The 13,102-nt window shown below is 35.8% G+C and carries 11 protein-coding genes; 5 read left to right on the top strand and 6 right to left on the bottom strand.

All coding sequences use genetic code 11. From position 1 onward, the window contains the following. The first annotated feature begins 39 nt into the window (after positions 1-39). Positions 40-2,892, top strand: coding sequence for a carbamoyl-phosphate synthase large subunit (carB, locus tag DCS95_RS02970; RefSeq protein WP_116769340.1), 2,853 nt, complete (start codon positions 40-42; stop codon positions 2,890-2,892). 47 nt (positions 2,893-2,939) lie between these two features. Here the strand turns inward: carB and DCS95_RS02965 are convergent, their stop codons facing one another. Further along, positions 2,940-4,565 carry a long-chain fatty acid--CoA ligase gene (locus tag DCS95_RS02965; RefSeq protein WP_116769339.1) on the bottom strand — a complete coding sequence of 542 codons (1,626 nt, stop codon included), beginning with the start codon at positions 4,563-4,565 and terminating at the stop codon, positions 2,940-2,942. A 215-nt stretch (positions 4,566-4,780) separates the two neighbouring features. Here DCS95_RS02965 and DCS95_RS02960 point away from each other — a divergent pair, with 215 nt between their 5' ends. Further along, positions 4,781-6,058 (top strand): type 1 glutamine amidotransferase family protein, encoded by a 1,278-nt coding sequence (locus DCS95_RS02960; RefSeq protein ID WP_244178363.1) that lies wholly within the window; start codon positions 4,781-4,783, stop codon positions 6,056-6,058. 49 nt (positions 6,059-6,107) lie between these two features. Further along, a complete protein-coding gene (locus DCS95_RS02955; RefSeq protein ID WP_116769338.1) occupies positions 6,108-7,331 on the top strand; it encodes a Pycsar system effector family protein in 1,224 nt (407 codons plus the stop codon). Positions 7,332-7,337: 6 nt separating this feature from the next. Here the strand turns inward: DCS95_RS02955 and DCS95_RS02950 are convergent, their stop codons facing one another. The 3 genes from DCS95_RS02950 to gndA are packed head-to-tail and all read right to left on the bottom strand — an operon-like array spanning position 7,338 to position 9,672. Then, on the bottom strand, positions 7,338-7,676 hold the full coding sequence (locus DCS95_RS02950) for a ribose-5-phosphate isomerase (protein WP_116769337.1): 339 nt from the start codon (positions 7,674-7,676) through the stop codon (positions 7,338-7,340). Positions 7,677-7,724: 48 nt separating this feature from the next. Next, positions 7,725-8,261, bottom strand: a complete 537-nt coding sequence (locus tag DCS95_RS02945) for a DUF3124 domain-containing protein (protein ID WP_116769336.1) — start codon at positions 8,259-8,261, stop codon at positions 7,725-7,727. Between the two features lie 10 nt (positions 8,262-8,271). Then, positions 8,272-9,672, bottom strand: coding sequence for an NADP-dependent phosphogluconate dehydrogenase (gene gndA, locus DCS95_RS02940; protein WP_116769335.1), 1,401 nt, complete (start codon positions 9,670-9,672; stop codon positions 8,272-8,274). Positions 9,673-9,859: 187 nt separating this feature from the next. On the opposite strand from gndA, the gene zwf reads away from it, so the two are divergent. Further along, positions 9,860-11,392: a glucose-6-phosphate dehydrogenase gene (gene zwf / locus DCS95_RS02935; protein WP_116769334.1), complete on the top strand. Its 1,533-nt coding sequence runs from the start codon at positions 9,860-9,862 to the stop codon at positions 11,390-11,392. A 34-nt stretch (positions 11,393-11,426) separates the two neighbouring features. Next, complete coding sequence (pgl, locus tag DCS95_RS02930) at positions 11,427-12,152, top strand: 6-phosphogluconolactonase (protein ID WP_116769333.1); 726 nt, start codon at positions 11,427-11,429, stop codon at positions 12,150-12,152. Here pgl and DCS95_RS02925 read toward each other — a convergent pair. Continuing rightward, on the bottom strand, positions 12,133-12,678 hold the full coding sequence (locus DCS95_RS02925; protein WP_116769332.1) for an acyl-CoA thioesterase: 546 nt from the start codon (positions 12,676-12,678) through the stop codon (positions 12,133-12,135). The two genes, pgl and DCS95_RS02925, sit on opposite strands and share 20 nt — an antisense overlap. Before the next feature lie 30 nt (positions 12,679-12,708). Then, positions 12,709-13,074: a 6-phosphogluconate dehydrogenase gene (locus DCS95_RS02920; protein ID WP_116769331.1), complete on the bottom strand. Its 366-nt coding sequence runs from the start codon at positions 13,072-13,074 to the stop codon at positions 12,709-12,711. Positions 13,075-13,102 lie beyond the last annotated feature (28 nt).

Below are 13,102 nucleotides of genomic sequence, written 5' to 3'. Positions count from 1 at the left end.
CTTTTTTTTGTCCAATTCCCAAAATACAAAGTTTTAAAAATGCCAAAAAGAAAAGATTTAAATTCCATTTTATTAATAGGATCAGGTCCTATAGTTATCGGTCAAGCATGTGAATTTGATTATGCAGGTAGTCAGTCTTTACGTTCGTTACGTGAAGATGGTATCGAAACTATTTTGATAAATAGTAACCCAGCGACCATTATGACCGATCCATCGATGGCCGATCATGTTTATCTAAAACCTTTGACAACTAAGTCGATTGTGGAAATTTTAAAAGCACACCCACAAATTGATGCCGTCTTACCAACTATGGGAGGTCAAACAGCATTAAACTTATGTATAGAGGCCGATAAAAAAGGAATTTGGGAAGATTTCGGTGTCGAATTGATCGGTGTAGATATTGATGCAATTAACATTACCGAAGATAGAGAGCAGTTTAGAGAGTTAATGTTGAAAATTGGTGTTGGCATGGCACCACAAGCAACGGCAACTTCTTTCTTAAAAGGAAAAGAAATAGCTCAGGATTTTGGTTTTCCTTTGGTAATACGAGCTTCATATACTCTTGGTGGTGCAGGCGCATCTATTGTGTACAAGCCAGAAGATTTTGACGAGCAATTAAGTTATGGTTTGGAGATTTCGCCTATACATGAGGTAATGATCGATAAAGCCCTAATGGGGTGGAAAGAATATGAGCTAGAGCTTCTTCGCGATAAAAACGATAACGTAGTTATTATCTGTACCATTGAGAATATGGATCCAATGGGTATACATACAGGCGATTCCATAACGGTAGCACCGGCAATGACATTATCCGATAGAACTTTTCAGAAGATGCGAGATATGGCTATCAAAATGATGCGTAGTATCGGTGATTTTGAAGGAGGATGTAATGTGCAGTTTGCCGTTAGTCCAGATGAAAATGAAGATATTATTGCAATTGAAATTAATCCGCGTGTATCAAGATCTTCAGCTTTGGCATCAAAAGCTACGGGTTACCCTATTGCAAAAGTTGCTACAAAATTAGCTATAGGTTATTCTTTAGATGAGTTGGATAATCAAATTACAAAATCTACATCGGCATTATTTGAGCCAACGTTGGATTATGTAATCGTAAAAATTCCTCGTTGGAACTTTGATAAGTTCGAAGGTTCTGACCGCACCTTAGGTCTGCAGATGAAATCTGTTGGTGAGGTAATGGGAATAGGTCGTTCTTTTCAAGAAGCCTTGCACAAAGCAACCCAATCGTTAGAAATTAAGAGAAATGGTTTAGGTGCAGATGGTAAAGGATATAAAAATTATGAACAGATCATAAGTAAGCTTACCATACCAAGTTGGGATCGTGTATTTGTAATTTATGATGCCATTCAAATGGGTATTCCATTAAGTCGCATTCATGAAATTACCAAAATCGATATGTGGTTCTTAAAGCAATATGAAGAACTGCACTTTTTGGAAAAAGAGATATCAAAATATACGATTGCTACGCTTTCAAAAGATTTGTTGTTAGAAGCAAAGCAAAAAGGATTTGCCGATAGACAAATTGCGCATATGGTAGATTGTTATGAGAGTGAAGTATACAATAAGCGAACTGAACTTAATATCAATAGAGTTTATAAGTTGGTAGATACCTGTGCAGCTGAGTTTAAAGCAATGACACCATATTACTATTCTACTTTTGAAGAAGAAATTGAAAAGCCAGATGGCACACGATATGTAGAGAACGATAGTATTGTTACCGATAAAAAGAAAATTGTAGTTCTTGGTTCCGGTCCAAATAGAATCGGTCAAGGTATCGAGTTTGATTACTGCTGTGTTCACGGTGTGTTAGCCGCTGCAGAATGTGGTTATGAAACCATTATGATCAACTGTAACCCAGAGACAGTTTCTACAGATTTTGATACGGCAGATAAACTTTATTTTGAACCTGTTTTCTGGGAACATATTTATGACATTATCCGTCATGAGAAACCAGAAGGGGTTATAGTTCAATTAGGCGGGCAGACTGCACTTAAGCTTGCTGAAAAGTTATCTAAATATGGGATTAAGATCATAGGGACTAGTTTTGAAGCTTTAGATTTAGCAGAGGATAGAGGTAACTTCTCCGATCTTTTAAAAGAAAATGATATTCCGTTCCCAAAATTTGGTGTTGCAGAAACAGCCGATGAAGCTTTAGCGCTATCGGATGAATTAGATTTTCCATTATTGGTAAGACCGTCTTATGTTTTAGGTGGTCAGGGAATGAAGATTGTTATTAATAGAGAAGAGTTAGAAGAACATGTAGTAGATCTTCTAAGAAAAATACCAAACAATAAACTGTTATTAGACCACTACCTAGATGGCGCTATTGAAGCGGAAGCAGATGCTATTTGTGACGGTGAAGATGTGTACATTATTGGGATCATGGAACATATTGAACCATGTGGTATTCATTCAGGAGATTCAAATGCCACTTTGCCACCATTTAATCTAGGTGAGTTGGTTATGCAGCAAATAAAAGATCATACCAAAAAGATTGCTTTGGCATTGAATACAGTTGGGTTGATTAATATACAGTTTGCGATAAAAGATGAAGTTGTTTATATAATCGAGGCAAACCCAAGAGCATCTCGAACGGTTCCTTTTATAGCTAAAGCATATAAAGAGCCTTATGTAAATTATGCAACCAAGGTAATGTTAGGCGAGAAAAAAGTGAAAGACTTCAATTTTAATCCGCAATTAGAAGGTTTTGCTATTAAGCAACCAGTATTCTCTTTCAATAAATTCCCAAATGTGAACAAGAATTTAGGACCTGAAATGAAGAGTACAGGAGAGAGTATTTTATTTATAGATAGTCTAAAGGACGATGAATTTTACAATCTTTATGCTAGACGTAAAATGTATTTAAGTAAATAATCTTATAATTAGACTAATATTGTAAAGCAAAGGAAAACTCTAGGAACTTAGAGTTTTCCTTCTGCATACAATCTTCTTATTTCCTTCTTGTCAAATTTACCCACACTAGTTTTGGGTACTTGATCTATAGTAACAAAATGATCAGGAATTTGATACTTAGCAAAATCTTTTGCTAAATATTCTTCTAGCACTTCACTTGAAACAGTATTATTTTTGTCTGCTAAAACTATTGTGGCCAACGGTCTTTCTGACCATTTTTCATCGGGTATGGCAATAACGGCTGCTTCACTAATTTTTGGATGTGACATTAATGCCGATTCAAGGGCGACACTAGAAATCCATTCTCCGCCACTTTTAATCAAGTCTTTAGTACGGTCAGTAATTTCCATGTATCCATCCGCATCGATTGTACTTACATCTCCAGTTCTAAACCATCCATCTTTCGTGAAGCTATCTCGGCTATTGGTCTTAAAATAGGACTTTATGACCCAAGCACCTTTCACTTGTAATTCTCCCATTGTTTTCCCATCACGAGGAGCAACTTCGCCATCATCGCCAACTATACGCATTTCTATACCGGGAAATTCAATTCCTTGTTTTGCCCTAATCTTAATTTGTTCCTTTTCGCTTAGATTCTCATGTTTCTGCTGTAATCTACTAGCGGTACCTAAGGGAGAAGTTTCTGTCATTCCCCAGGCTTGTACACCTTTTATACCAAAATCTTTTTCAAAATTTTCAATAAGACTTGCAGATAGGGCAGAACCACCAACAAGATATTCCTCTAAATCTAATTTAGTTTTTGGCGGATTCTTTTTCATTGCTTCATAAATACCTCTCCATATAGATGGTACCCCATTAGCTTTATTGATCTTTTCCCTTTCTAGAATTTTAATGATAGCATCGGGTTGTAAATGTAGAGATGGCATTACCATATTTGATCCCGTTAAAAGGCACATATAGGGAAAACCCCAAGCCATAACATGAAACTGTGGTACAATGAGTAAAATTGTGTCCTTATTACTGTAATTGCCGGCATTTGGGGTAAGAATGGTCATGGCGTGTAAGTATGTTGATCTATGTGAGTATAGCACACCCTTTGGCATACCGGTAGTGCCGCTTGTGTAACACATACCGCTAGCATCGTTTTCATTTAAGGAAGGCCAATCTATGATTTCTAGTTGCTCACCGATTAAATCTTCATAATGCATAATATTAGGAAGAGAAGTGGTGAAACCCGAAGCCGCATTTATAATGATGTACTTTTCTACGGTTTCCAATAGAGGGGCAATTTTTTCTAAAAGAGGCACTAATGTAGCATCAACAAATATGACCTTGTCTTCAGAATGATTGATAATGAATTCCGTCTGTTGCGATGAAAGTCTAATGTTTATTGTATGGCAAACAGCGCCAATGCCTGGTATGCCGTAATACAGTTCTACATGCTGATAGTGGTTCCAGGCAAAAGTGCCTACCATATCGCCCTTGGTGATTCCAAGTTTGTTCTTTAAGGCATTTGCAAGTTGACAGCACCGTTTATATAGTTGTCCATAAGTGTATTCATGCCTGGTTCCATCAGGTAAATAGGATATTAATTTTTTATCGGGAAAAGCGCTCTTTGCATAATTTAAAATAGTGGTTGTGGTAAGCGGGTAATCCATTATTAATCCATTCATGATAATACGGTGTATTTTAAAATTAGATATTAATATGAAATTAAATACTTGATTAAATTAAGATATAACTAAAATTTTAACTATTAATATTTAAAAATAATAATCTTCTGTTAAGAGGTATGGTGTAACCGCTTTTTAGGTTAAAAAATAATTTTATCCGGTAATTAACTGTTTGATTTTATCGGTAAACTTGATTGGAGATTAAATAAATGAACTTGAAAAAATTAGTATTGGGTATTGGGGTGTTACTATTGATTTTTGCCGCTTTGACTTATTGGTCACTGTCAAGTACCGCAGCGACCTTTAAAACCTGTGAAATTTTAGGTATGCCAGATGTTGATAAGATTAATTTTAGGCAATACGATTCAGTTTTGGTTGCGGCAAGTACTTTGTACGAAGCAAATGGGGTAAAAACCGTAATGCAAGGCGAACAATATAGAGAGGCGTGGTCTACACCAATTAAAGTTCCAATTTTATTCTTGAATGAAAAGGAAGATTCTCTTAAAATTTTAGAAGAAGGTGGCGGAAAACAGACACATTCTTTAAAACTACAGAAAGAGGATGGAACACTAATGACTTTAAGGAGTGTAACCAAAGACCCATCTCCCTTGGTGCCTAAAATAGCGAAGACTTTGGGTATAGAAAACATAATTGTGGACGGAATTTCGGCACAACATCCGTATGCTGCATTGGTAGTTGCACAGCTATCTAATAAGGTGGGTGTGCTCAATACTAGACCGCAGTTAGTATTTGTGCCAAAACAAAAGTTTCTTTCAGATTATAATCATAAATATGGCAATAGACTATTTCTATTGGAATATGAAACCGAAGGAAATGCTAAGTGGTTGCAGTTAAAGAATGTTGATTCACTCATAGATACTGACGATTTGCAAGAACTGAAAATAAAGCATCCGAGCAAGGTCGAGCTTAGTACTGAATCATTGGTAAGAGCTAGACTGTTCGATCTTTTAATAGGAGATTGGGATAGACATGCAAAGCAGTGGGGTTGGGCTATTGAAAATAATGGGGATGCCGTAAAAGCAATTCCTTTACCATGTGATAGAGATAATGCCTTTTTTAATTTAGAAGGTGTTTTGCCATCACTTATCTCTAACAATGCTTTTTTGCCAGAGGTGCAGAGTTTTGAAAAGGAAATCGATTTTTTACCTGGTCTAATTTCGCCTTTTGATATTTATTTTCTGCAAGATATTCCTTTATCGACCTTTAAGAAAGAGGCAGAAAAATTACAGTCATTATTGACAGACGATGCAATAGCATCATCATTTACAGTATGGTCGCAGTCAATTTATGAATTGGATGGAGAAGAGCTTATAGCAAAAGTAAAGAACAGGCGTAAGCACTTGGTAGCATATGCGACACAATTTTACCACGAGATTAAAAAGAGTGAAAGGCTGACCACGGCATTAAAAGGTTCAGAGGATATTGAAATGACCAAAGAAGAAATGGCTTGTTTTAACTGTACCGATAAATAAATTTCATCAAGAGCTAATGCCAAATTGTTGAAATTAGAAATATAAAATTATGACTGAGATTCTAGTAAAAAAAACCGAGAAATATATAAAGAACTTGTTAGCTGAACAGATGAACAAGAATTTTCTTTTTCATACCCAAGGTTATGCCAAGAAAACCATAGGTAAGGCAGAAAAAATATTGGAAGATAGTGAAGTGTCCAAGAACGATAGAAATGAGATCTTAATTGCTACTTGTTTTATTCATGCCGGTTATGCAGAAGATTATAACAATCATGTAGAGGAAAGTGTGCAGTTGGCGTCTAACTATTTGCAGAATAATAATGTTGATAAAGATAAAATCGACAAAGTACTCTATTTAATACGTAGCGCTTGGAACAATAAAGAACCGAAGAGTGTATCTGAGAAGATTGTAAAAGATGTGCGTACATGGTTTTACGCCTCAGAGGATTTTGAAGAGATGTTACAGTTGTTGAGGCTTGAACTTGAAAATTTTGACAAATCTGTACCCGATATGGATACATGGCGTTTAGATTATGTAGAAGAATTAAGGGTAAAACATCGGTTTTATACCGAATATGCAAAGGAAAATTGGCAAGAAGAGAAAGAAGATAATATTCTTTCGTTGATTTCACGGTTGCAGAAAGCGGAAAAAACAGAAAGGAAAGAAGTTTTAAAAGCTAAGCTAAAAGATGAAAGTCCGCAGAGAGCTATTCAATCCCTATATCGAATTGAATTAAGAAATCATATAAAATTAAGTGATATTGCAGATACCAAGGCAAATATTCTTTTATCTGTCAATGCTATTATAATCTCTCTTTTGTTAGCTAATTTATTGCCTAAACTAGATACGCCATCAAATTCATATCTTATTTATCCTACGGTTATTTTCGTTCTATTTAGTATTGCTTCAATGATCATGTCGGTATTGGCTACTAGACCAAAGGTTGATAATGAAGATGTGGTTGAAAACGAAATCAATAAAAAGGATACAAATTATCTCTTCTTCGGTAATTTTCATACCATGAATGTGAAAGACTTTAAATCAAAGATTAGAGATATCATAAAGAGCCAAGATACTATTTATGATTCATTGAGTATGGACTTGTATTATCTAGGTAAGGTTTTACAAGAAAAGTACCGATTATTGAGGTGGACGTATACCATTTTCATTATAGGAATAATACTGTCTGTTGTTGCCTTTGGATTCGCATTAAAGTACTATGGTATGGAAGATGAACTATTAGATGCTGTAACACCTATACCAGAGCAATAGGTAATTTTAATTAAACCAAACGGCATACTTTTTTCGCCTTAGCTCTAGAGCAAGCTCCTTTTCAATTTTTAATGCTTCTGCTCTTGTAGTTACTGGGTCTATGTGGTTAAAAAGACTACCGCGTAGGTAGAGTCCGTACTTGTTAACAATTTTAGAAGATATGTTGTGTCCTTTTTTGCTTAAAGTTCCCTTCTTGTGTTGATCAAATCGTTCCTTTGGGGTTTTACTGGTCATGCCCACATACAAGCATTCTAACACACCGTTAAATTGCGGGTTGGCTTCTCTGAATTTTCTATGTTCAGTGTATACTTTTTTAGATAGTTCTATAACATAAATGGTATACATGTTGTGTAGTGTGATAAGTAGACTTAAGTATATTTTAAAAGCTTAGAGCTATTCTTCGAAAACTTCAATGCCTTCAGTGGTGAAAGAGAATGCCTGAGCTCCCAGACCACCTACCATAACAGCTTGAAACAAAGGATTTAATTTTTTCTTTGAATACCAATCTATCATAAAATTAGCACCACTACCACCCGAGGTGTCTTGTTGTTCTATGACATAATCAATAGTTTCCATTGGGGTAAGATAAATAGGGGAGTCTATATAGCTTCGTACCAAATCTCCTTCGGTATTGTAATAGTCGATCTTACTTACGAAAAGGCTATCTTTTAAACTAGTATTTCTAATACTCAAAGTAGCCGTCAGTAGCGTTCGAGAATCTCTTGTTTGATTATAGATATCTGAATAAATAGGTACGTAAACTTGTCTTTTAAGAGCATTGTTTGAGGCGGTATTTGCCTTTCTATTCAATGTATGATTATCTAAAATCTCAACAGGCACCTCTTCCGCAGATTTTTGTCTGCAAGAGAATACTGTTATTGCAAGAATACAAAAAAGGCAAATACCACCAATAAACTTTCTATTTTTCAAATGTCATATTTTAATCTTCCCATTCCGTATGGAAAATACCTTCGCGATCTAAACGCTCATACGTATGAGAACCGAAATAATCACGTTGTGCTTGAATTAAATTTAATGGCAACTTGCTAGAAGTATATGCATCAAAATATGTAAGTGAATTTGATAGTCCAGGTAAAGGAATTCCGTTCTGTGCTCCAAATGCCACTAATTCTCTAGCTGCACCAACCGTATCTTTTACTTTGTCAACAAAATTAGGAGAAAGTAAAAGATTAGGTAATGTTGGTTCCGCTTTAAATGCTTCTGTAATATCTGCTAAAAGTCCGGCACGTATAATACAACCCGCTCTCCATATTTTTGCAATAACCGATATATCCAAATCGTAACCATATTCTTTAGAGGCATCTGCCAATTGATGAAGACCTTGAGAATATGTGATAATGAATGAAAAGTAAAGCGCTTTTTCGGTAAGCTCTTCTAACTTCTTTTTATCCATATGTGTAACAGATGGTCTGTCATACAAAGCATCAGCTTTGATTCTTTCATCCTTTAGGGCAGATAGTTCACGCATACTAACAGCAACGTCTATAGATGGTACAGGAATACCAAGATCCATGGCATTTTGGCTTGTCCATTTACCGGTACCTTTTTGTTTTGCCTTATCTAGAATTTGATCTACCAATCTGCCTTTGGTCAAATCATCTTCCTGCTCAAAAATTTCAGATGTAATCTCAACTAAAAAAGATTGCAGTCTACCTGAGTTCCATTTGGCAAAAGTGCTATGTAACTCATCATTATCATAATCACCTCCTTTTTTAAGAACATCATAAATTTCAGAAGTTAGTTGCATTAACCCGTATTCTATACCATTGTGAACCATTTTCACATAGTTTCCGGCAGATTTAGGTCCTAAATAGGCAACACATGGTTCACCATTATATTTTGCCGATACGGCTTCAAAAATTGGTTGAATATGCTCGTACGCAGATTTTGAACCACCAGGCATAATGCTTGGTCCTCTACGGGCACCTTTTGCGCCACCAGATACACCGGCACCAAAAAAGTTGATTCCTTTTTCTTGTAAACCGGCTTCTCTTCTATCGGTATCGGTAAAAAAGGAGTTTCCGCCATCAATGATGATATCACCCTTGTCTATATGCGGTAAAAGTGATTCTATTACCCCATCGACAATTTTTCCCGCCGGTACCAAAAGCATAATTTTACGAGGCTGCTTTAAATTTTTTACAAATGTTTTTATGTTGCTAGAAGCACTTACTTTATCTAAATCTCCACCTAAAGTCTTTAAGGCCTCAACTTTTTCATCATCTAAATCATATCCATAGGCAGAAAATCCGTTATCTGCCACGTTTAAGATAAAATTTTGTCCCATTACCCCAAGACCTACTAAACCAAAATCATACATAAATTGAATGTTTTATAATTAAAAGACATTGAAATGTTACAACTTAATAGCTGTTTGTTGTTTGTAACATAATGCGAATCAAAAATAATTTAAAATATTGACTTTAAATCCAAATTGTATCTTAATAAAGCCCGATAATGGCGTACTTTTTAAGATATTTGACGAATAAAAGAATATCTACCTAAAAATGAAAAAGACAGAAAATCATATGCTCGTAATTTTTGGAGCATCTGGAGATTTAACGGCAAGAAAACTAATACCTGCAATATTCAATTTATATAAAGGAAACGATCTTCCTGAAAATTTTGTGGTATTAGGTGTGAGTAGGAGTGATTTGGGCGATTTAATATTTAGAAACAAAGTAGTTTTAGAAAGTCCATATTTAGAAAAGGAGCGAGAGGAGTTCGATGCGGATTATATTCAGAAATTTGCCGATAAGCTTTTTTATGAAGATTTAGGTTCAGACTATGATACCTCTTATGAGCGTTTAGAAAAACGTATTTCAGATTTAGATCAAAAATATGGCACCAATGGTAACCATATGTTCTATTTGTCTACACCACCTAGTTTATATGAACCAATTGCGAAGAATTTATCTGATCAAGGGTTGAATGACGAATCTAGAGGTTGGAGAAGACTAATTGTAGAAAAGCCATTTGGCTATAGTTTAGAATCAGCTAAGGAACTTAATGATGGGCTACATACCTATTTTAAGGAAGGTCAGATATTTAGAATTGATCACTATTTAGGTAAAGAAACGGTACAGAATTTATTGGTAACGCGTTTTGCCAACAGTATTTTTGAGCCACTTTGGAACCGTAACTATATTCACCATGTGGAAATTACCAATGCAGAAAGTGTAGGTGTTGAAAAAAGAGGTGGCTATTATGATAAATCTGGTGCATTGAGAGATATGTTTCAGAGCCATTTATTGCAAATTGTTGCATTAATAGTAATGGAGCCTCCATTAAGTGCAGATGCGGAAGAAATTCGTAATGAGAAATTGAAGGCATTGAAGTCTCTTAAGATTATGAAGGATGAGCAAACGCTTTTTGAAAATACGATCAGGGCACAGTATGTAGCCTCTAAAATTGATGGTCAAGAAGTAAAGGGATACCGTGAAGAAGAAGGTGTAGATGAAAACTCAACAACAGAGACATTTGCTGCAATTAAGTTCTTTGTCGATAACTGGCGTTGGGCAGATGTACCTTTTTATGTAAGAACGGCCAAGCGAATGCCTACAAAGGTAACAGAGGTAGTTATACATTTTAAAACTCCACATCATCAGATATTTAAAGAGTCGGGCATAAGTAATAAAGACAATAAATTAGTCATTCGAATTCAGCCCGATGAGGGAATCTTGATTAAATTTGGAGTAAAGGTACCTGGTCAAGGTTTTGAAGTAGAACGTGCAAATATGGATTTCTACTATTCTAGTTTAACCGAAACTCACGTAATGGAAGCATACGAGCGTCTGTTGTTAGATGCCATGCAAGGTGATGCTACTTTATATGCAAGAGCAGATGAGGTTGAAGCTGCCTGGGCATTTGTGGATCCAATTCTAGAGTATTGGAAAAATAGTAAAGATGTAAAAATGTACGGTTATGCAGCCGGTGTTTGGGGACCAGAAAACGCCAATGATCTTATAGAAGGATTGGGTGAGTGGCGTAACCCTAGCGAGAACTTGGCAGACGAATCTGGCTATTGTGTTATTTGCTAATTAAACGGCATTATAATTAAAGTAAAAGTTTAGAATGGAATTAAAAGTATATCAAAATAAAATAAAGGTAGCAGAAGAGTTCTCTAAGTATCTAATTGAAAAATCGGGTACTCAAGAGGCTTTTCACATTGCCTTATCTGGTGGTAGTACACCTAAAATAGTGTTCGATGTTTTAGCGGATGAATTTTCAAATGATATAGATTGGAAAAATATTCATTTGTATTGGGGAGATGAAAGGTGTGTTGCACCAGATGATGATGAGAGCAATTATAAAATGACGGTTGAGCATCTTATTTCTAAAGTAGATATACCAGAAGGAAATATTCATAGAATAAAAGGTGAGGCAGATCCAAAGCAAGAAGCAAAACGATATGGAGAACTGCTGGAAAAAGAATTACCAAAAGAATTGGGCTTGCCTCAATTCGATTTAGTGATTTTGGGTATGGGTGATGACGGGCATACGGCATCTATTTTTCCGCACGAAATCAATTTATGGGTTTCTCCAGATAATTGCGAAGTGGCTACACACCCAGAATCTGGTCAAAAACGAGTTTCACTTACCGGTAGAATAATCAATAATGCCAAAACCGTTACTTTTTTGGTAACAGGGGAGAGCAAGGCTGAAAAAGTGAAAGTAATTGTGGATAGGGAAGAAGGGTATATAGATTACCCAGCAAGTCACGTGGCGCCTAAAACAAAAGACTTGGTCTGGTTCTTAGATGCTGCCGCGGCAAAATTGCTTACTTCATATCAATCTTAATATTCTCAGATTTCAATTCTTTAATATAATCTTCTGAGTTGAAGGATTTAGATTCAAACTTGGTGTCTCTTTCTTGAGCTTCAAGTTTACGGTATTTGCTGCGTGCAAATCTTCTTACTCCTTGATCATCTGTTATGATAAGACCTGGTACGGGAACATTTTTACCATCTGTTCCCTTAGCTACCATGGTGAAATATGATGAATTGCAATGCTTTTTAGTACCCGATGTTATATTTTCCGATTCTACACGAACACCAACTACCATAGATGTTCTACCTGTATAGTTGATGCTTGCTTTCAAAGTGACCAGTTCACCCACTTCAATAGGGTTTAGAAAGTTTACTCGATTAACAGAAGCGGTTACACAATACTGTTGAGAGTGTTTAGAGGCACAGGCAAAGGCAATTTGATCCATTAAGTTCAATATATGCCCGCCATGTACCTTTCCTCCAAAATTAGAGTGGGACGGAAGCATCAACTCTGTTATAGAAACTCTAGATTCTTTTACACTTTTAAACTTTTCCATAAACTTGTTGCTATAATATTCTGGGGTTAGTTAATTTCTAAAATGAGGTGATTTTTCAGGGTGAACTTCGGTAATGAAGTATTTGGTGTCGCCCAACCAAAAGAAGGTCGTATAGCGTTCTACATAATTCACCTTTACATACTGACCTTGGTATTCCTGTAATTTTTCTATGACCTCTTTATCCTTGTCCAATACGGAAAATGAGAAAATTTGTGCACCAGAAATTCCCTGGCTAATTTCACCTTCCCAAGTTTTAACCAGTACGCCTTTGTGGCTTATTTTAATGAGTTCTCCAGAGCGTACACCTTCGCTAAAGGTTACGAAGTATATAAAGGCATAATAAAGCGCACCGATTACGACAATGCCTAATAAAAATAATGAAACGATCTTTTTCATGTGTTTAGTTTTAATGTATAATAAGTGG

This window comes from Maribacter litoralis, assembly GCF_003075045.1.
In the GTDB taxonomy this organism is placed as follows: domain Bacteria; phylum Bacteroidota; class Bacteroidia; order Flavobacteriales; family Flavobacteriaceae; genus Maribacter; species Maribacter litoralis.
Note: the sequence above shows the minus strand (reverse complement) of the source record. Positions and strands in the feature narration are given on the sequence as shown.

Coding starts and splice junctions, on each gene's coding strand:
- carB (WP_116769340.1), top strand. CDS start 40: ATGCCAAAAAGAAAAGATTTAAATTCCATTTTATTAATAGGATCAGGT.
- DCS95_RS02965 (WP_116769339.1), bottom strand. CDS start 4,565: ATGAATGGATTAATAATGGATTACCCGCTTACCACAACCACTATTTTA.
- DCS95_RS02955 (WP_116769338.1), top strand. CDS start 6,108: ATGACTGAGATTCTAGTAAAAAAAACCGAGAAATATATAAAGAACTTG.
- DCS95_RS02950 (WP_116769337.1), bottom strand. CDS start 7,676: ATGTATACCATTTATGTTATAGAACTATCTAAAAAAGTATACACTGAA.
- gndA (WP_116769335.1), bottom strand. CDS start 9,672: ATGTATGATTTTGGTTTAGTAGGTCTTGGGGTAATGGGACAAAATTTT.
- zwf (WP_116769334.1), top strand. CDS start 9,860: ATGAAAAAGACAGAAAATCATATGCTCGTAATTTTTGGAGCATCTGGA.
- pgl (WP_116769333.1), top strand. CDS start 11,427: ATGGAATTAAAAGTATATCAAAATAAAATAAAGGTAGCAGAAGAGTTC.
- DCS95_RS02925 (WP_116769332.1), bottom strand. CDS start 12,678: ATGGAAAAGTTTAAAAGTGTAAAAGAATCTAGAGTTTCTATAACAGAG.
- DCS95_RS02920 (WP_116769331.1), bottom strand. CDS start 13,074: ATGAAAAAGATCGTTTCATTATTTTTATTAGGCATTGTCGTAATCGGT.